The sequence below is a fragment of the Oligoflexus sp. genome (genome assembly GCF_035638955.1).
GTDB lineage: Bacteria > Bdellovibrionota_B > Oligoflexia > Oligoflexales > Oligoflexaceae > Oligoflexus.
This window is the reverse complement of the sequence record NZ_DASQYZ010000207.1, coordinates 23,803-43,163: the sequence shown is the minus strand read 5'-3', so window position 1 is coordinate 43,163 and position 19,361 is coordinate 23,803. Positions and strand designations below refer to the sequence as shown.

Sequence of the window (19,361 nt, the reverse complement as noted above, 5' to 3'; positions counted from 1 at the left end):
TAACTGATATCATTAGTCCAAAAAAATGAAATTGCTTTTTTACTTCATCAAAAACTTAAGAATCCGAAAAAGAGCCGTCCCACAATTGTTGTGAAGGAAAATCTTAGGTGCGATTCGGCTGGCTCATTCTCGTCCATAGCCTTGTTCTGCTCCTGGCACGTCCCGCCCAGGCTCAGCAGGAGATGAAGGTCTATACGCTCGCAGAACAGGAAAATGGTTCTGAGCTGGCGCCTTTCATTTATTCCTACGAGGATAAATTCAGCAAGCGCACCCTATCGCAACTTACACAGCCACAGTTCAAGCGCTTTAAACTCAATAAGAAGCGCTCCATCACCTTCAGTTATTCCAGTTCGGCCTTCTGGTTGCGCTTTGCGGTGGCCAATCCCTCGGAAGTCGACCGCAATATTGCGATCAAGGTCGACTATCCCCTGCTGGATGAGATTAGCTTTTTCGATGCGGGCAGGAACGGCTACGAAGAGACCGTGTCTGGCGATTCGGAGCCCTATTCCACGCGTTGGCTGAAGTCCCGTAACTTTGCTTTCCCGGCCACCATCGCGGCCGGGGAGACTAAAATCTTTTACGTACGGGTCAAATCCAGCAGCACGGTGACTTTGCCATTGCAGATTTGGGATGCCGAGACCCTCAAGGAGCATGCGTCGGACGAGGGTCCTGCGTTTGGTCTTTACTTCGGCTGCATGATTGCGATCCTTCTCTATAATGCTTTCATCTATGTCTCGACTCGCAGCCGCACTTATCTCAGTTACGTTTGCTTTCTCCTCGCGAGCATATTTTTCTATCTGTCCTGGACCGGCGTTGGCACGATGTTTTTTTGGGGCGACAACCAATGGATGATCCAGAGGGGATGGCCCGTTGCCGGCGGGATGGTGGGTGCCTTCAGTATAAGCTTTCTGCACCTCTTCCTGGACCTCGATACGAAGATGCCGAAGCTGGCTCGCGTGAACCGCGTGCTGATGTATCTATCTGCGGTTATGGGTTTCGCCAACATGGTGCTGCCTCTGGGGCTGGCCTATAAGATCGGTTTCTCGTGTGGTGCCTTCGGTTCTTTCTATGCTTTCGGTGTCGCTGGTTACATGACCGTAAAGGGCAACCGTCAGGCGGTTTTTTATATTATCGCCTGGTCCGTGTTCCTGGCGGCTATTGCCTTAAGCGCGCTGTCAGTCATGGGCGTGCTGTCCCTGCCGATGGTCATCGGCTCGTATGGCAGCCAGATCGGTTCCGCCTTGGAAGCCATCCTTCTGTCCCTGGGTTTGGCAGACCGTATCAACGTGATGAAAAAGAAAGAGCTGGAGCAGTCCAATCACATCATCGAAGGCCTCAGCAAGATACGCTTGCTCAAGAATCGATTGGAAACGGTCCTGACCGCCACCAAGCAGATGTCGGAACACTTGGAAAAGACCCATGCCCTCCAGGCTGCGAGCATTCATATTCAAAAGGAATTGAGCAACCTCGAAACGCGGCATGTCTGGTTTTTGGAACAGGATGAAAACACGGGTGATGTCCGCCGCCTCGTGCTGAGCGACGATCAAGGGGAACACGCGACCTGGGAGATGGAGTGGCTGGACGCACGCGAATGCATGCGGAACAAGCGGGAAATCATTGTCCCTGCGATATGGAAAGGCATGCGCTTTGGTGTCTTCTGCATTGGTGTGGCTGACGAGAACACGCCGCTGCCTATCGAGGATATCAATTTCCTGGAAACCATGATGCAGTCCCTGGCGCTTTCGCTCCAGAACATCGACTATCAGAATAATTTGAAGGATATGGTCGATGCCCGAACCTCGGAATTGAACCTGGCACTCGGATCTTTGACCGACAGACAGCGGAAGATCGACGATATTCTGTTGAATATCGAGCAGGGTATCTTTACCTTCGACGAAAATTTCCACATCGGCGAGGAATATTCGCAGCACCTCTTGGAAATATTTAAAATCCAAAAAGGTGATATGTCCAAGCTTACCATCAATGACATTCTATTTAAGAATACCGATATGAGCCTGGACAAGCAGAACACGGTCATCGAATCTTTGAAGTCCAGTGTGGATGTGGAGGCCTTCCTTTGGGACGCCAACACTCACCATCTGCCTCATGAAATCGTCAAACTCTATCCCAGCGGGCCTCGCAACATTGAGCTGGAGTGGAAGCCCCTGGTCAGCGTCGATGATCATGTCGACCAGGTGATGGTCGTGGCCAAGGACGTTACGGATAGACGGGCTCTGCAACGCCGGTTGGAAGAGGAAGAGGTCCAGAAGAAACGCTTTATTCAGATCCTCACGCGTATGGTGTCGATCGACAAGAATATCCTCGATGGTTATTTTGCCGAGGTGCAGAAGGATATCAGCCATATCAAGGATGAAATCCAAGGGCATTTCAACGATACTCTGGTCTTCCGCATGCTGCATACCATGAAAGGTCTGAGCCGCTCGTTGAAATTCGATCAGCTCTCGGCCATCATTCATGAATGCGAGGGCGTGATTGTGGAGCCGGCGCATAATATTCAGCAGAAAATGGAACACTTCATTCCCAAATTCACCGAAATGGAACACTGTTTCGGTGAGTATATGCGGGTGTATGATCAGGTCTTCGGCATGCATGTGACCGATTTGCATAACTGGAACCTGATGCAGTTCCTGGCCCAGGTGCTGCCGGAGCGACTCGACGCCATTCGCAACCAGAACTACCCGATCGGGGCCATCAGCTGCAACGATCGCGTGATGAACTGGAACATTGAAGTAGTGAGCGATTTGCGCGAAATCCTTTTGCATCTGTTTAACAACAGTCTCGATCACGGCTTCCTTCTGCCCTTCGGTCACCAGCTGGCGAAGAAGCCCATCCAGATCGATCTGAGCGCGCGTGTTGTCGAGCATGACGTGGAAATCACGCTCGAGGATTACGGAGCCGGGATTGATATCGAGAAACTCGTGGCGAAAGCCAAATCGCGCGGCATCGCCTTCGATCCACGCGACCCCTATGAATTGATCTTCCATGACGGCTTATCCACGGCCCAGAAAGCGACCATGACCAGTGGTCGTGGGGTAGGGCTCGCTGCCGTGCGGAGCCGGGTTGCGGACCTGGGCGGCACCATCTCTTATGGCTCGATAGATCATGTCGGGACCAAATTCGTGATCCGCGTGCCTTTGGCCATTGCAGTCGTCGAGCCGGACTCCATGCAAAAGGTGTCTTAAGGTCTGAGCCTGCTGGCTTGATATTTGCTTTCACTCCCCCGGATGAAAAACGCGATGGGAGTACTGATATGAAAGCAACATCGATACCGCTATCTTCCGGTCAAAGCCTCGCTGTCGCCCTTGCCGGGACAGCCTTGGCTGCAGTACTGGCTCGTAGGCTGGCCCCTACGCCTGACCGCGGCGCCACTAAAACCTGGTACGATAAACTGGAAAAACCTGCGTTTCAGCCACCGAAGAAAGCCTTTGGTCCGGTTTGGATGGCCCTCTATGCCTGTAGCACAGTCGGGGCATGGCGTCTCCTCAAGGCTCCACCCAGTATCGACCGCAGCAAGGCCTTGACGCTGTGGACGGCGCAGTTGGGCTTGAATGCCGTGTGGTCGAAACTTTTTTTCGGGGGACGTCAAGGCAAGGCAAGTTTGGTGGATAGCGCCAGTAACGTGATCGACTCAGCTGCGCTTACGTATTATGCTGCCAAGGTGGATAGACCGTCGGCTGTGCTCTTCGCCCCGATGGTGGCGTGGCTCGCACTGGCAACCGGGGTCAACGAAGAGATTTGGAGAAAAAATCCAGGGGCCTTCCGGGATTGAACCCTGGCCGGCCCTGGCCGGCCCCCCCTCATGTACAACCGCGCAAAACATAAAACAGCAAGAGGATAGGCAGAGGCACACCGAGAAGCCAAAGCAAGAGCCAGCCCACTTTACCTTCACTCAAATTCTTCGAAAAAGGTTTTAAAATCTTCATACGTTTGCTCCTTGTCACGGCACTCATCAGCTGATTTATGTATTGCAAGCGCCAGGCCAAATAAAAAGAAAGTGGCCGTGTTGCGTGCGTCACTATTACGAAATCTTCACCTGTCATGGTCTCACTGGCCCTTCCAAACGCTCCGAAGGGCTGTTCAGTGGTTGTTACATTTTCCCGAGGAAAGTTTATATCCATGAACTGGTTTTTGGATCGAAGTCTTCGTGTTCGCATGCTCCTCTCCACCTTTGTCTCGCTTTTGACAACGAGCTTGATCTGCACAGCATTGGGAGGATTTCAAATTGCGGATCTGTCCATGACAGCGTCCAAGGCCCAGGCACAACTGGAATTGGCAGCGACCTCAGCCGAGATTCAGAACCAAATCAATGCACCCTTCGATTTGATTCGAACCATGGCTTTGAATCTGCAAGTTTTCCGCGAGCAAAACCGAATGCCTCTGACAAGGCAGGACGTCATGGATATGATGCGCGTTCTGGTCGAAAAAAATCCTGATGTGTTGGGCATCTGGACGACCTGGGAACCCAATGCCTTTGATGGGCAGGATCAAAAGTTCGCCCATGCGCCGGTGCATGACGCCAGCGGTCGCTTTGCGCCTTACGCTGTTCATGTGGATGACGGCAAGGTTGGAATGGAAGTGAATAAGGACTATGAGGTTGAAGGGAAGGGTGACTACTACCTGGTGCCACGCCGCCTGATGAAAGAAGTCATCATGGAACCTTACGCCTATAATGTGAACGGCAAGGATGTGCTCATGACATCCATCGTGGTCCCCATCATGGTCCAAGGAAAATTCCTGGGCGCGGTGGGTGCGGATATCAAATTGGATTTTCTCCAGCAGCTTTTGGAACAGAAAAGCCAGGCGATGGGTCAAGGTCAGTTGATCCTTATTTCACACACGAAAAAAATTGCGGCATTTTCGGGCGCGCCCCAGTGGATCAGCAAAATGATAGAGGACGTCCGTGATGAAAATTATCGCCCTTTGGCGGATGCGCGATTGAATAGCAAGGACAGTGTGAGTTTGGACGAGAGGAATCTATCCAGCGTCAAAGCTTTGCATTTCGGTCAAACGGCGACATCATGGTATCTGGAAGCGGTCATTCCCACTTCGGTCATCAGGGAGCCAGCGCAGAAATCGGTTCTGATTCTGGTGGGCCTGTCAGCTTTGGTGGCCGTTGCGTCCTTGATACTCACGGGCCTTACATTGACCCGGGTCAGTGCCGAGCTGCAGCAGGTCGCAGCGCGCTTACGCAGTTCGATCTCCTTGGCATTGAAGACGGCCGGGTCGTTACGCGAGACTTCCTCCAAGTCATCCAGTGCCGCAACCGAGCAAGCGTCTGCCATTCAAGAGACGGTCGCCACCCTGAATGAAATTACAGCGATGGTGAATCGCAGCGTGGAGATCGTGAGCAGCTCCGCCCAGAAAGCTGAAAATAGCTTTGCTATCGCCAATGAAGGCAAACGGGAAATGGATCGCATGCGGCAGTCGATGCACGATATTGAAAATGCGATTGGTCAAATGATCGAACAGATCCACGATAACAACAAAAGGATCGGACAAACGGCTGTTATCATCGATAAGATCGCCGATCGCACCGGCGTGATCAATGATATCGTGTTCCAGACCAAACTTCTGTCCTTCAATGCATCAGTCGAAGCCGCTCGCGCGGGAGAACATGGCAAGGGTTTCGCCGTGGTGGCTGAGGAAGTTGGTAACCTCGCCCGCATGAGCGGAGCCGCGGCCACTGAGATTACGAGTTTGCTCGACGCGAGTCGAAAGGATGTCAGTGCTATCATCGAACAGTCCAAGAACCAGGCTGCCGGCTGGATGGAAATGGGTAAAGAGAAAGTGTCGACGGGCGTAGCTATTGCCGATCGCTGCGATGAGATTCTGAATGAAGTCGTGGAGCAGGTTGGGAGTGTGAAGACGCTTATGGAAGAGATCCATACCGCGGCCAAGGAAGAGGCCCAAGGGGTCAATAATATCACCAGCGCCATGAATGAACTTGATGTGGCGACGCATTTGAATTCCGATATGGCCCATGAAACGATGGGTTTTTCCAGTTCGCTGGGTGAAGAAGCGGAGAAACTGAATCTGGCTGTTCAGCAGCTGGCTACGGTGGTCATGGGAGGGGGCGCAGCGAATCAGTCGGGTCATGTGCTTTCAAAGGTTTTACCGCTAAAAAGGAACATCGAAGCTGCAGATGATTTTGAAGATGAGGACGAGGCGCCGCTCGATCGCGCCTCATAAGGATCCCATTCAGCCGTTTTTCGCCCCCATCACTTCAAAGCCCATCGAATGTAGTATTTCCTCTTGCATATTCTGCGTTTAGAAAAGATTGAGGTGATTTTTAGGCGAATTAGCAACGCACGGCCATTTCCTTACAAGGGAAACGTTCATCATTACTCTATGATGCCTATTTCTGCCTGACGACCAGCACACATCCTGAACTCGACTCGATGCCGCATGATAGTTTCCTCATGTTATAAGCTCCCGGATCGCACTACTTTTTTTCTTTTCACTTTGGAAACAGCAGTGGTTCAGCTGTTGCATTGCGTAGCAAAGCCTTTACTTCTTTGAGTCGGAGATCGAGATGAACCTTCGTGTGACTTGGAAACCCCTTGCGCTATGTCTCATGGTCTATCTTCTTAATTCGGGCTGCGGGACACCTGACTATTCGACTCTCGACCATACGCTCGGCAAAACGACTCGGGAGCGCAAGATGCCCCTGAAAAAGTGCGAGCCTTCCAAGACGAGCGACCCCAAGATTGCTTACCTGCAAACGCTTCTTACAGCTTTGATGAAAGCCAACCCGAACACCTTTAAAGGTATTCTAGCGCCATCGAAGTTTTGCCTGACTATCGATCCGGGTCAGGAGATCAATGCTTCCGCCAACCCCGTGGACGGGACTATTTCTGTCAACGTGGGTTTGATCAAAGCCATGAATACGGATGCGGAAGTCGCTGGGACTTTAGCTCATGAACTGGCCCATATAACCATGGCCCATACGGCAAAGCTTGAAAACGACAAAGTAGCCGCTAGCCCGGCCTATAAGAAATTGAGTGCAGAAGCTGAAGGATTCAACACAAAGATCAAGCAAGCCAAGGCAGGGGCGTATGCTGCGCTTCAAGCTGCTTACAAATCGGATGCAACCATCCCAACCGCGCTTCGGAGCCTGAAAAGCTATCCGGACTTCAAAATTTTACTGGATAGTATCGGAAAAAGCTCGGGGACTGTTCTGTCCGGCATCGACGCACAGGCCGAATTTTTTGATGATTTCATTTTTATACGTGACTCGATTTCCTTCGACCCTCAGGACCCCGCCAAAATTAAGGCTAACAAAGGCTGGGCGAGTGTAATCGCTGTCGTTGAGCGTACAGAGACGGCTTACTTGACTCACGAAGATGCTCTCTATGCTGTTTATGATAAAATCAGTAAGCTGCCTCGTGACGAAATCATTCAAGATGGTGCAGGCGCTGCCCAGAATTGGCTGGAGCAGGAGGCAGACGAAGTTGGTTTCGAGCTTTATCTGCGTGCCGGATTCATACCGCAGAAATACCTGGTCGTCCACGATATCATCATGTCACAATCGAAGGCGGATAAGGCATGCGCTGCTATGCTGGCTCAAGGCACCTTGCCAAAACGCGGGCAAGCTTCCCATCCAGATTCCTGCTGGCGAGTCTACAATATCAATAAAAGAGAGCTTATTACGCATAAGGAATATGCTGCCTTCAAAGGCAATACGAAAACGACAGTCGTTCCTGGCAAATTGAAAGACATCAAAGCTGGCCTTTAGCAGCGTGCGTGTTGGCCGATAAATCAAGCCGCTGCAGAACCGGAATCTTAAAGAGGATTCGCTATGAACTCGCACCGTGGATTGCGAAGCAGAAAGCAGAGAATTTGGTCCCGTCTGTTTCTCTACGCGACTTCGTTCGGCGTGGGATTTTGGTCGGGACTGTGGCTCGCCGAATTGGTCGCTCAAATGCCGCGATTTTGGAGTTGAACGATGAACGCGATTCAAAAATCATTTCTGATGATTGGCTTCCTTGCACTCGTTGTGGCTTGCAAGTCGAAGCCGCCTGTCGCCACAGCTTACAAGGCGAGGTTGGAAGAGGGTCAAGGAGCTTCGGGCGGTAATATCGTGGTTCAGGGCGCGATGCTCTGGAATACGAAGTGCATGGGTTGTCACGGACCCTTGTCAACGACCGATAAGCTTCGCTCCGTGACGACGAAACAGGAAGTTTTGGATGCGAAACTGGGTCAGCCGGCTCATGATTCAGTAACCTGGCCCAATGACAGTGAGGCGACAGCACTAGTGAAAGTGCTTAATCCTTAGGGCTCTCTCTCGCGCCTGTAAACGAGGCTCGGAGCTTCGACTGGAAAGTTTCAGTTCACTCAGCCAGTGCATGGAAGATCCAAGTGAGGTCTTCATTATTTAGGTCGATTCACCCTCGCGTACTCTGATCATCGATCATGGCCACCTCCGCGCAATATTCAGCCAAAAGCACAAACTGACGCCCTTGTTCTTGCCAACAAGCCGGAACTGGAAAAAGTTTCAGAGAAATGCGATGGCCCCTGCGTATCTTCTCCCCTTGTGGGGGAAGAAGGTTGCGTCTATAAAGGGAAATGTTGTGTACAACATGTGCATCAATATAATATGTGCAAATTCCCGGAGGTTCCTATGAAACAAACTTGGATTCAAAAGCTGGCCCTCAGCGCTGTCCTGACGTTCGGCGCCAGCCTGCCAGCCCTTACGGCTGCTGAGCTGCAAACTGTTCCGTCCGTTAATGTTTCTCAGTACCTGGGGAAATGGTACGAAATCGCCCGCCTGCCCCAGGTTTTTCAGTTGGGATGCACAGCTGTTACGGCGGAGTATTCCCTGAATGACGATGGCAGTGTGAAGGTCTTCAATTCATGTCGCTTTCTGGACCCGGAAAAGGGCTTTCCCATCACGATCACGGGCAAGGCCACTCCCGTGGATGAGTCCAATTCCAAATTGGATGTGACCTTCTTTAACGGCCTCACCAAAGGCAAGTACTGGGTATTGGAACTGGACCCCGAATATCAGTGGGCTCTGGTGGGGGAGCCAGACCGTGAGGCCCTGTTTGTGCTGAGTCGTGCGCCAACTTTGGATGATGCGATCTATCAGGATCTGCTCAAGGCCGCGGTCGAAAAGCATGGTTATGACATTTCAAAGCTGGAAAAGACCAAACAGCTTGTCAATTAAGTGTGGCGTCGACTAACCAAACATGGAAAGCGCGGCCTCGATGGCCGCTGTTGAACCCACAACATAAACAATGTCTCCAGGCTGCAGGGCTTGATGGGGATCGGGTTCGGGTAAAAAATCGGGACCACGTCGAAGGGCGATCACCAGGAGTCCCGTGCTGCTGCGCAGGCGCAATTCCACGGGTGATCGACCCGCCACAGCCGAGTTATCCCGGACCAGTATGCTTTCGATTTTAATGCCGTCGATACCCCCGGCCACCTGCAGCTCGGGCCTTGGCACTTTGATGGGACGCAGGCTCTCCTGCAGATCACGCCGCACGAGGTGGATGCTTTCATGGATCACGTTGCGCGGTTGATCCAAAAGCCTCAAAATACGGGCGATCATCTCCACCGCGCCTTCCACTTCTTCGGCCACCACGTCCGCTGCGCCCTGAGCCAGAAGGCTGTTTTTTTCTCGTAAATAACGGGTCCGCATGAGAATCGGCACGTCAGGCGCCACCCTTCGTGCGGTGTCCACGACGCGCTGTGCGGCCCTTGGATCGTCCATCATGAGGACCAGCAGACGGGCGCTGGAAAGATGCGCATGGCCCAGGGCTTCTTCACTGGTCGCGTCTCCATAAAAAACCGGCTGACCTCGCACTTTTGCCTGGCGCACGATTTCGGCATTGAGTTCCAAAACGATATGCGGCACAGCACAACGCTGCAAGGCGCGCGCTGTTTCCCGACCTGCCAGGCCAAAACCCACGATGACCACATGATGCGAAGGTTGTTCGCGACCCTGATCAAATTCATCGATACTCCGTACACCCAGCAGTCGCTCCAAAGGAGCCAAAAGTTTTTCACCGGCGGTGATGTGCGGGGCCATGCGAAGCAGCAGGGGCGTCAGGAACATGCTGATGACACCTGCGGCGAGCAAGGGTCGGGTTTCGGCATCGGTGATCAGCCCGCTGCTGGTCGCGAGTTTGGAAAGGACAAAACCAAATTCACCAAACTGAGCGAGCCCAACTCCGGCAAGCCAGGCGACGCGCGCAGGAAACTTCATCAGCAGCGCGGCGATGGTGGCAACCAAACCTTTGATTATGACCAGGCCGAACAGCATGCCCATGACGATATGCGGCTGGTCGATCAGAGTTGCTGGCTGGAAGAGCATGCCAAGCGAAATAAAAAACACACTCACAAAGGCATCTCGCAGAGGCAATATATCGCTCATCGCGCGTTGCCCAAATTGGGTGTCAGCGACCACCATGCCCCCAAGAAAGGCGCCAAGGGCCAGCGACAGTCCCGCCAGCGAAGTGAGCCATGCGGTCCCAATGCAGATTCCCAGGATGGCCAATAAGAAGACTTCGCGACTGCGGCTGGCATCCACCCAGCTGAGCCAGCGCGGAATGACAAAGCGTGACACCGACCCTAACGCGATCACCAGGAACACGGCCTTGGCGAAGGCAAGACCAATATCCTGAAGGGCACTGACCTGGGATTGATGGCTCACCAGAAAGGGCACGATAAGCACCATGGGAACCACACAGAGATCCTGGAAAATCAGAGTGCCGACAATGAATCGACCATGCGGCACATCCAGTTCCCGACGTTCGCTGAGAGCTCTCAGGACAATCGCCGTGCTCGATAAGGAAAAGACGAAACCATAGAAAAGGCCGAGCGGCAAAGGAATCGCGAACAGGCTCGCAATCGCAACGGTGACGACTATGGTGAGAATGACCTGAAAAAAGCCGCCCAGGGCGACCTGCTTGAAAATGTGTTTCAGCCGACTCGCCGAAAATTCCAAACCAATGGTGAACAAGAGGAAGACCACACCGATTTCGGCGAGGACCTCGATCGATTCCATGGAGCGAACCCAGCCGACGCCATAAGGTCCAATCAAAGCCCCAGTCGCGAGCAGTCCGGCAACGGCAGGCAGCTTCAGTTTGGATAGAATCAGAGTCACGGAGACTCCGATAACTGCGATCAACGCCAATTCATTGAGATGCGGAACCTGACTCATGGTGCCCCTGACGCCTTGTTTGGGTCAGTTTAGGGGAGCCCGTGGGGTAAGATCCAGGATTTTTTGGTAGTCGTCACCCATGATGGGATCATCGATCAGCGCGATGTTGCGGGTTTCAGCTGCGCAACGCGTGCAGCGGAAGAGGAGGACGAGGCCTTTCTTGCCACTCAGCTCATAGCCGATGGGGCGCAAAATCCCCTGACACGGATTGGCTCGATCGCCAGGAAAGACGTCGACATGCTTGCTATGCAGACAATGAGGACAGTGGTTGCGACAGGTCCGCCTGGCCGGTGGGACCTGGGCTCCGCAGTTCTCACAACAGAAACTTTCATTGATTTTTTGAAATTTGCCAAGCGTAGGCTCAGTCATGAGGCCGTTCCTTGTCGGTCGCCGTTCCCTGGATCCACTCAACTTTTCCTGGGATTCACCGATCCCCCATGTAGAAAAGCCATAGGAAGGGAACCTTATAGTGGAAGGGCAGGTTTTGAGCAAGAGAAACCTCAGTCAAGTACTGCTCCTCGTGATGCTACTGGGTTGCACCAAAGCCTCTTCCGAGAGCGATGAATCCGCTGCGACCAGTCCATCCGGAGAGACTATTAAAGGCGCCATCAAAAGCGTGACGGGCAGTCAGTCCGAAATGAATCAGTGGGTGCTGGCCCTGGTTGAGCGCGATACAGGGATTGCTCATTCTGGAGTCATCAACGCGGTTGGAAATTACACGATTGAAGGCGTCGATACCTCAGTGGCGTATACTTTGGTGCTGCTGGATCCTCAGTACCGTTTTTCAGCAATCCTGACCTACGCTGGTTTGAATCCAGGCAAGGTTCGTCAGTATTTTGCGATTACGGCGAGTCGTCTGCCTACGCTCGTGCACAATGGACCGATCATTAACTTCACCGATTTCAGCAGCGTGGACTGGGAAAAAAACGAAGCGGCGGACAGCGACGACAATCTGATTCCCGACGCTTTGGAAGTTTCTGGCAGTCTGGCCTCGACCATTGACACGGATGGTGATGGTGAAACCAATGATCTTGACGGTGATATCGACGGTGATGGCCTGCCCAATTGGTTTGATTCTGATGATGATGACGATGGTATTCCGGATGCTTTTGATCCCGATGCCGACGCTGATGAGGTCACCGATCTTTCCCAGGATCACGGCGACCAGTATTTCCCACGCATCGTCAAGTACATTGCTGTTCAACTGGTGCAGGATGTTCAAGGCGACGGAAGTCTGGCCAGTACGTTGATGCTCACCTCGCAGCTCATGGAGGATGAAAAAGCAACATCAGTGCTGGTGAAAGGATCCAGTACCCTGTTCACGGATGCCGATGCTGTGCAGTTCGATCCGACCACGGGGGATGCTTCGCTTTCGAGTTGGGATCAGACTCTGTTGGATGATGGCAACAATGAAGATGGCGAAGCCAACGATGGGACCTTTGCAAGGCGGGTGGAGCTGGCCAGCACGGCTGTGCCGAAAGCCAATCAGGTGTTCTTTGTGCAGGTCACTCAAGGTTCGGGAGACTCGCGGATCGTTAATGAATTTCCCTTCACCTTTCCCAGTATGGTCACAGGGGTGATCACGGGGTCCTACACACGTGCCACAAGAAAAGTGACATTGACAGGGGCACCGTTTGGTACTGTCACCGATTTCCACTGGTCCGTTCATGTGTACGATGCGAACGGCATCAAGGTCTTTGCTTCGGAACCCATTGCGGGTACCAGCGAAACTTATATTCTGCCCAGCGGCGCGACGGATGCAGGTGAAACCTACACTGCACGTATCGTAGCGACTGCAATCGATCGTATTCCCAGTTTTCCTTCCTGGGTGATGCGAAGCGGTAGTTTCAATTTGCAGTGAATTGGGAAAAAAGAAAAAACTCTCGCGGGAGAGTTTTCTCAGGATGATGCTTTGTGATTGGATATTGTGATGTGATGAAGAAGAAATGGGGGGGGAACATTTGAATCGGAAGCTGACTTGGATCCTTTTCTCCCTCGATCCCGGGGATCAGCTTCGACTGGGAATCTCATCCTGAGTCTTTGATCGACCTCAGCGGCCGTTCATGCAGGAATACAAAGCAAAGCTCGTACCACATTCTCAAGCTCACCAAAAATTTTCCTGAAAGCCTTTCTCCGCGCAGAAAAGACTGTCATAGTGCGTCATAATGTATAAAATTCGTCTGACACCAACGCTTTGGATCCCAGGACTTGTGGGATATAAGTCGAACTGTCGCCGTACTCCACCCTGTCGGCGCACCAGGACATGTACGTCAATATTAGCGTGTGTCCTGCCGTTCCTCTTTTGTCCGAATCCGGACCAACCCAGGCCTGCATCATCGAGAACACAGGTGAAAAAAATGGATGTCACCGGGCTGAACATGTTCGTCGTCATGATGAACGATCGAACATGTATAAGTAATTTCTCAGGACAAGCGCAGTTCCTTGCGTCTTTTAGGCGATTTGCGTCGTTATGCTCAGTTCCGCGCCGCCGACAGTCTATCTTTGGCTGCAGAGAATGCGGATGACTGGATTGGGAGTCGGTCTTGGTGCCGGTGTTGGATTGGGAGGCGCCAAGACTTCTGCGCTCCAGCCTGCCGCAGGGTCAGTACGAAGTCGAAGGTCTTCGGTCCTATGGCCGCCGTTGCTACGAGAAGTCAAACACCTCTACCGATTCAAGCGCCTGGCGAGTTTAACTCATGCTTGTTGCGCCTGCGGCATTGGTCGGACAATGACGCAACTTCGAAAGTGTAAAAGATTTTTCGATCATTCCATTCATTTCTCCACTCTGGCCAGGAGCATCACAAACCTTGTCAAAGACACTCTTTAATTTTGCGTCCACCTTGCAACTATAGCCACCCACTTATCGTACAAATTATATAATTATATCGGATAATTAATGGTATTTCCCGACGCTAAATTTCCTTCGGACACCTTAGCCCGTCTTACACTACAAAGATTATGCAATATTGCAGGCCACTTGCAAAAAATCTAACCGATGGGAGCACTTTTTTTGTCAGTGCTGATTACGAATAATGCGCTTAAAATTCAATGACTTGAGCGAGTCAATCGTCGGCCTGCTTCTTGTATTAGTTGATGTAGGGAAAGTGAGCGGTTTTAAGAGTTGGTTGATTGGATATCGAGACGATGGCTCTGCCGTTATCTAATGTCGTTTCACTTACTCTTACCGTTTTCCTCTCAGCATGTTCTGGTTAACAGGGTTTAAGAATATTAAACCCTATTCTTTCCTAAATCATGAACGTGTTGCCATTGTAAGGAGAGAGATCGAGTTACACAGTGAAACTACCGTCGAGCTGATCGCACAATCGACGTAAATGCGGGTTGCTTGGATGCGTCATGAGTATAAATTCTGCGATCAAAAACTTTAAAGGGGAGTTGGGTCATGCGAGAGACTTCGCGCAAATTTGAAGCGGTTCAGATGGCAGTTAAAAAATATTTTGAACGCTTTCCGCGGGTGAGCATAAAGGCCTTGTCGTTAAAAACGTCAGTCCCTTATGCAACGCTCCGACGGATTATACAGGCCGAAGTCAATGACATCAAAGATGAGACTATATTCAAGCTGATCGACCGGGTCATGCAACGGGAAGACAGGATGAGCTTCATAAGGGACTATTATCCGTCACTCGCCAAGGTGGTCATCGACCAGCCAGAACAGTTGGATGAAGATGGCGTCATAACCGCTTTAAAACGATTTCGGTACATGGATCCGCATAACTTTATCATTAAATTGTCTTTGACCAAAGCAGGTATGACCCGCGCGGATATTCAACGCCTTACGGGGAGTTATGGGATTGGCGCGCTTGACGAGATGCTGCATGGTGGTTTGCTCATGGAAGATGGCGACACAATACGTTTTGCGGGCAAGAACTTTGGGATGGACGATGTCGATGATATACAGCAGCAGATTCGAAAAGACTTGAACTATTTTCCTCGTAATCTTGTGGGCACTCAATATGCTCGAATCGGACACATATCTGAATCCATAACCTTGGAAGCGCTGGCCCGTATTGTGGCCATGAGCGGTGACTTGATGAAAGAAGTAGAAGTTGCGAAGGATAGAGGGACTGGAAGCACGCCTTTCTTCTTCGACATCCTAATAGGGACCTATGATAGAGATACTTTGGGCGAGGATGAAAAATGACTGCCTTAGCGTGGTTTGGCGCGCATTCCACAAGGCCTAAGCCACGGAAGCGATTGATCCAGGATTTGCTTTCAGTGCCGATTTTTCTTCGAACGTGACCCCGCCAGCCCAAGTCCCGAGCCACCAGGGACCAGAACGCCTCTCGTTACGCCCTAACCTCATAAAACCAAGGCAACCACCTTGGGCCCCCCTGAGACGCTGCCAGAGGCCTCTGATGCTTCTCCGTTCCCCGATGGACGACGTTCGCCTCCAGCCCCGCTGCCACCGGCATAGCCGCTGCCGCGGCACTTTGGAGCTCCTGCAGGATCATCATTCCAGCTGGCTCTAAGGATTCCGGCAAAAACGCTGTAAGGGGAAAGCAATGTTGAGCTCTGTTGGACAGTTAGCAGGAGATTTTTGAATCGTAGTCCCTAGTGGAATACGAAAAGCCAAGAGTTTCGTCAGGGGCAGGACTCTTAACGGGACAAGGTTCTGAACCTGGGTACTGCTCATGTCAATTTTTTGCAACGTTTTCATCGACGCTATGGGCTGCAGGTCGAGCACCGGATTGCTATTCATAACTAATTCCGTCAATGGAAGTTTGGCAATGGGGGTGAGATCCGCGACCCTATTCCCGGATATGTCTAGAACGTTCAGACTTGAAAATGCTTCCATTCCCTTTAAGTCTGCAATGTTAGATGCTGAAAATCTTAACGTTCTAATTCGCTGAGGGGCCGAAATTTGACCAATGATTTCAAAAGGCAGGCCACTAAGGTCGATGTCTGCCAAGCTCGGCAGGCTATTCAACGGGCTTAAATCGGTTACTGAGGTTCCCTCAAGATGAATCTTATTAAGTTTGCCAAGTGTCTTAAGAGTTTCAATCGAAGTGAATGGGTTGCGTGACAAAGACGAGCTGATTAAGTTCGGAAAATTAGCCATAAAAGAGATGTCTGTGAGGTTGCAGGCATCGCAATTGAACACTTCAAGACTCGGCATCAATCCAATGGCACTGGAGCTTGTTATGGGAGCGCCGCTTAGCTCCACTTCGCGCAGTTTGGAGAACCTTGTTAGGATGGAAATGTCGGAAACTGTGCTTTCCAGGACAGTTAATAATTCGATGTTTATGGAATTTCCCAAGACCGAAAGGTCAGAAAACCGGGTTTCGCTGATGAAGACTCGCTTCAGGGACGCTAAATCCCTCAAGGGTGAAAAATCGATAGGCTCTGTTTCGTTCGTGGATCTAAAACTCAGTTGCTCAAGCTTTTTTAGTTTGCTCAAAGGAGTCAGGTCGGTCGCCGCCACGTCAAGTAACCCAAGGTTCTGCAAATCCGTGAGCTCGCCAAGTGCAGCTAAGTTATTCACTGGCACGGAATCCAGCAGAATCGACTTGAGAGTCTTTTGTTGCGCTAGACCAGTAATGTCAGTTAATGGATTGCCGTTGATATAAAGGGTGATGATATTCGTCGGCAAAATTACTTGTTTCAGATCCTGAATGCCGCAGAAACTTAAATCAAGGCGTCGAATCGTTTCTGAACTCAAATTGATGCCTCGAGTGAGGTCGGAAGACGATAAGTCAAGGTAGTTCAGCTTGGAAAGGGTCCTCAGGACACTGTAATCGAGTATCGGATTGTTGCCGATGCTCAGACTCTCCAAATCAAGCTTGGTTAATGGCGTCAAATCAGATATCAGATTGTTCCCTGCTCCAAGGTTCCGTAGGTACGTGAATTTAAGCGGAGAAAGGTCAGTGACTTTGTTGCCGAAGAGTTCGAGATAAGTGACGTTAGGAGGCAGGCCCTTTAGAGGCGTTAAGTCGACTAATTCTCGCGACGAGAGGTCCAGCTCTTTCACGCTTCTCATTCTTAGAGATGCTTCTTCACACGTTTTTGCATCCAAAGCATCCAAGACTGCAAATACTGTCCTGTTGATTTCATTTGATACGGTAGCTTGGACGGTTTCCGGGCAGGTGGTATCGAAGGAAAATGGCAAAGCAATGCTTTGAAATGGTTTATTCGCTGCCTGACCTAGGGAATCCGCATCCATTGTCACATTTGCAGGCAATATGGGGTGTCCTTTGCCTCGGACTGATGTCGTCTGCATCGGGAAAATCCTGGTGCAACTCGTCGATAGAGCAGGCAGTATCCCAACTGCTATCAAGCCTAGCGCTATGTATATTTTAGCAGCCTCATGTCCCATGATTTTACGGGCCCCCTATGACGTCAGCAGGTGCTTCGTTGGCCGCGGTGGCGTTGGTTTTCGTTGGCGGCGTCTCCATAAATACTGAGTTGCTGTAACTCTTGAAATTTCCATTAAGATCGGTGACATTCATTATGATGGCGAAACCGGAAAGCCAATCAGCGAATGTTCCAGTAAAGTTTGAAAATGAATAATAAACTTCATGCTCGAGGAATTGGGTGTCTTCCGTTTTGAAAATGGATACCATGGAATCCGGGGAAGACCTGGATTGAACGTAACTCCAGTCAATTTTCGACGCGAAGGAACTGGTGTTAATCCGCGCATGCGTATCATTGCTATATATGGCGCAACCTATTGTGGTGGCATTTTCGGCATCAAAAGGCACATTCACCTGATCGCAGTGCAGATAACTTCCTACTATATTATTGGGAGGGTCAACGCGTTCTGAGTTGGGATCCTCTTTTTCGGCCTGTCTTTCGACATTATTCAAGCTACCTTTTTTAATGGCCTCGTTGGACAGGTTTTTCTTATCCTGGCAAGCTAGCAGCAGAATTACGCCAGAAATGGCGAGCCCCAATGTTTTACTTTTTGTAAAAATCATACTGTCCTCCACGACCCTTACTTTATCGGCAATGTTTGGTGCGAGCGTTAGGTCCACCTGATCTTGCAATGTGATCCATGGTTTAACCTGATCTAAATATTCCCTGGCCAGGCCCAGGGTTAGGCAAAAAAAAGCACCCCATAAATAGTATGTTGGCCGATGGCAATGAAGGCTATGCTTGGCCTGGTCTTATGCCTGGCATGTTAGGTTGGTCGGCTTTAAGTGCAGGCTAGTCGGAAAGGCGAGAATATCGACGAGGGGGTGTTTCAGGAACGCTTTCTCATCCAGTCCCGGATCCGCCTCCAGAGATGCCGCTCACCCGCAAAGGTATATTCTAGAAGCCAGTTTTCATAGCTGACTTCGACGATGGTTCCAAAACGTAGCGCCGTTTTTTCAATGGCCCTGTGACCATAGAGGAAGGTTCCAAAGAGGTGATCGAAGAAGAGAAAGACGTTTCCAAAATTTTTATCGATAAGCTCAGGGTTGCTTGCGTGATGGACGGCGTGGTTGGCTGGCGTATTAATAAGGTATTCGAGCCATCCGAGGTTGACCTTTTTGTAGTCCCCATAGTGCTGGATGAATGCGAGGGCCGAGCTGCCGTAGACGACGACAAATGCGAGTTCCTGGTGCACATCCAGCAACATAAGGCAAAGGCAGGCAAAGATATTGAAGCCAATGAGATAGCCATAGGCGACGATCGAGGCCATGAAAAAGCCAAATTCCTTAGGCTTGTGATGTGCAAAGTGGGAGGCATACCAAACGTAGAGGTTTCTGTGTGAGATCCTATGAAACCAGTAAAAAATGAACTCATAGAGGAGAACAGCCAGACATAATGACAATAGGCTATGGCTCTGGTTGCTGTTGCCTCCGAAAAGCGCAAATGAGGATTCAATAAAAAAAACCGTTCCGATGACGATGGTATTTGAGATGACTATTTTTTTGAAATCACGCATGCCGCGGTTTTTCCAAAGCGATCCTGTAAGGATAAAGAAGAAAATGCACTCAATCAAGACAAGAGCAATCAAGAGCTCATTAGTTGAAACCATTCCTGCGACTCCACCCGACGTGACATTTAGCTTTTGGTAGGCTCCTTCAGAAATACCTATCGGATACTGCAGACGTGCAGGAGGATGTTTGTGAACTTGTAACGATTACAATTGGGTAAAAATCTGTGGAAAATTAATCCGAATGCATCAGCCAGGGTTAGGCTTAGAGGACCGAAGCCGATAAGATGGACGTCAAAG

At 50.8% G+C, this 19,361-nt stretch carries 14 protein-coding genes; 8 read left to right on the top strand and 6 right to left on the bottom strand.

Features of this window, described 5'->3' with window-relative positions:
• The first annotated feature begins 107 nt into the window (after nucleotides 1-107).
• Both VE954_RS19065 and VE954_RS19060 read left to right on the top strand, forming a co-directional pair.
• Nucleotides 108-3,203, top strand: coding sequence for a 7TM diverse intracellular signaling domain-containing protein (locus tag VE954_RS19065; RefSeq protein ID WP_324955662.1), 3,096 nt, complete (start codon nucleotides 108-110; stop codon nucleotides 3,201-3,203).
• Nucleotides 3,204-3,271: 68 nt separating this feature from the next.
• Nucleotides 3,272-3,790: a TspO/MBR family protein gene (locus VE954_RS19060; RefSeq protein ID WP_324955661.1), complete on the top strand. Its 519-nt coding sequence runs from the start codon at nucleotides 3,272-3,274 to the stop codon at nucleotides 3,788-3,790.
• A 28-nt stretch (nucleotides 3,791-3,818) separates the two neighbouring features.
• On the opposite strand, the gene VE954_RS19055 is transcribed toward VE954_RS19060, so the two are convergent.
• Nucleotides 3,819-3,944, bottom strand: a complete 126-nt coding sequence (locus VE954_RS19055) for a hypothetical protein (RefSeq protein ID WP_324955659.1) — start codon at nucleotides 3,942-3,944, stop codon at nucleotides 3,819-3,821.
• Nucleotides 3,945-4,137: 193 nt separating this feature from the next.
• Between VE954_RS19055 and VE954_RS19050 the strand changes: the two genes are divergently transcribed.
• The 4 genes from VE954_RS19050 (at nucleotide 4,138) to VE954_RS19035 (ending at nucleotide 9,187) form a co-directional block, all read left to right on the top strand.
• The gene (locus tag VE954_RS19050) at nucleotides 4,138-6,210 is read left to right on the top strand and encodes a methyl-accepting chemotaxis protein (protein ID WP_324955657.1); all 2,073 of its coding nucleotides are present in this window, start codon (nucleotides 4,138-4,140) and stop codon (nucleotides 6,208-6,210) included.
• Nucleotides 6,211-6,553: 343 nt separating this feature from the next.
• Nucleotides 6,554-7,756, top strand: coding sequence for a M48 family metalloprotease (locus VE954_RS19045; protein WP_324955655.1), 1,203 nt, complete (start codon nucleotides 6,554-6,556; stop codon nucleotides 7,754-7,756).
• Nucleotides 7,757-7,966: 210 nt separating this feature from the next.
• A complete protein-coding gene (locus tag VE954_RS19040) occupies nucleotides 7,967-8,296 on the top strand; it encodes a hypothetical protein (protein WP_324955653.1) in 330 nt (109 codons plus the stop codon).
• Between the two features lie 345 nt (nucleotides 8,297-8,641).
• Nucleotides 8,642-9,187: a lipocalin family protein gene (locus tag VE954_RS19035; protein WP_324955651.1), complete on the top strand. Its 546-nt coding sequence runs from the start codon at nucleotides 8,642-8,644 to the stop codon at nucleotides 9,185-9,187.
• A gap of 12 nt (nucleotides 9,188-9,199) precedes the next feature.
• Here VE954_RS19035 and VE954_RS19030 read toward each other — a convergent pair whose 3' ends face one another.
• A complete protein-coding gene (locus VE954_RS19030) occupies nucleotides 9,200-11,185 on the bottom strand; it encodes a cation:proton antiporter (protein ID WP_324955649.1) in 1,986 nt (661 codons plus the stop codon).
• A 24-nt stretch (nucleotides 11,186-11,209) separates the two neighbouring features.
• Nucleotides 11,210-11,554, bottom strand: coding sequence for an RNHCP domain-containing protein (locus tag VE954_RS19025; protein ID WP_324955647.1), 345 nt, complete (start codon nucleotides 11,552-11,554; stop codon nucleotides 11,210-11,212).
• 115 nt (nucleotides 11,555-11,669) lie between these two features.
• Here VE954_RS19025 and VE954_RS19020 point away from each other — a divergent pair, with 115 nt between their 5' ends.
• Both VE954_RS19020 and VE954_RS19015 read left to right on the top strand, forming a co-directional pair.
• Nucleotides 11,670-13,046 carry a hypothetical protein gene (locus VE954_RS19020; protein WP_324955645.1) on the top strand — a complete coding sequence of 459 codons (1,377 nt, stop codon included), beginning with the start codon at nucleotides 11,670-11,672 and terminating at the stop codon, nucleotides 13,044-13,046.
• Between the two features lie 1,539 nt (nucleotides 13,047-14,585).
• Nucleotides 14,586-15,344, top strand: coding sequence for a hypothetical protein (locus VE954_RS19015; protein ID WP_324955643.1), 759 nt, complete (start codon nucleotides 14,586-14,588; stop codon nucleotides 15,342-15,344).
• 324 nt (nucleotides 15,345-15,668) lie between these two features.
• Here the strand turns inward: VE954_RS19015 and VE954_RS19010 are convergent, their stop codons facing one another.
• From VE954_RS19010 to VE954_RS19000, 3 genes are all read right to left on the bottom strand, one after another.
• Nucleotides 15,669-17,420 carry a leucine-rich repeat domain-containing protein gene (locus VE954_RS19010; RefSeq protein ID WP_324955641.1) on the bottom strand — a complete coding sequence of 584 codons (1,752 nt, stop codon included), beginning with the start codon at nucleotides 17,418-17,420 and terminating at the stop codon, nucleotides 15,669-15,671.
• A gap of 100 nt (nucleotides 17,421-17,520) precedes the next feature.
• On the bottom strand, nucleotides 17,521-18,117 hold the full coding sequence (locus VE954_RS19005) for a hypothetical protein (protein WP_324955639.1): 597 nt from the start codon (nucleotides 18,115-18,117) through the stop codon (nucleotides 17,521-17,523).
• A gap of 266 nt (nucleotides 18,118-18,383) precedes the next feature.
• Nucleotides 18,384-19,163: a sterol desaturase family protein gene (locus tag VE954_RS19000; RefSeq protein WP_324955637.1), complete on the bottom strand. Its 780-nt coding sequence runs from the start codon at nucleotides 19,161-19,163 to the stop codon at nucleotides 18,384-18,386.
• Between the last annotated feature and the right edge of the window lie 198 nt (nucleotides 19,164-19,361).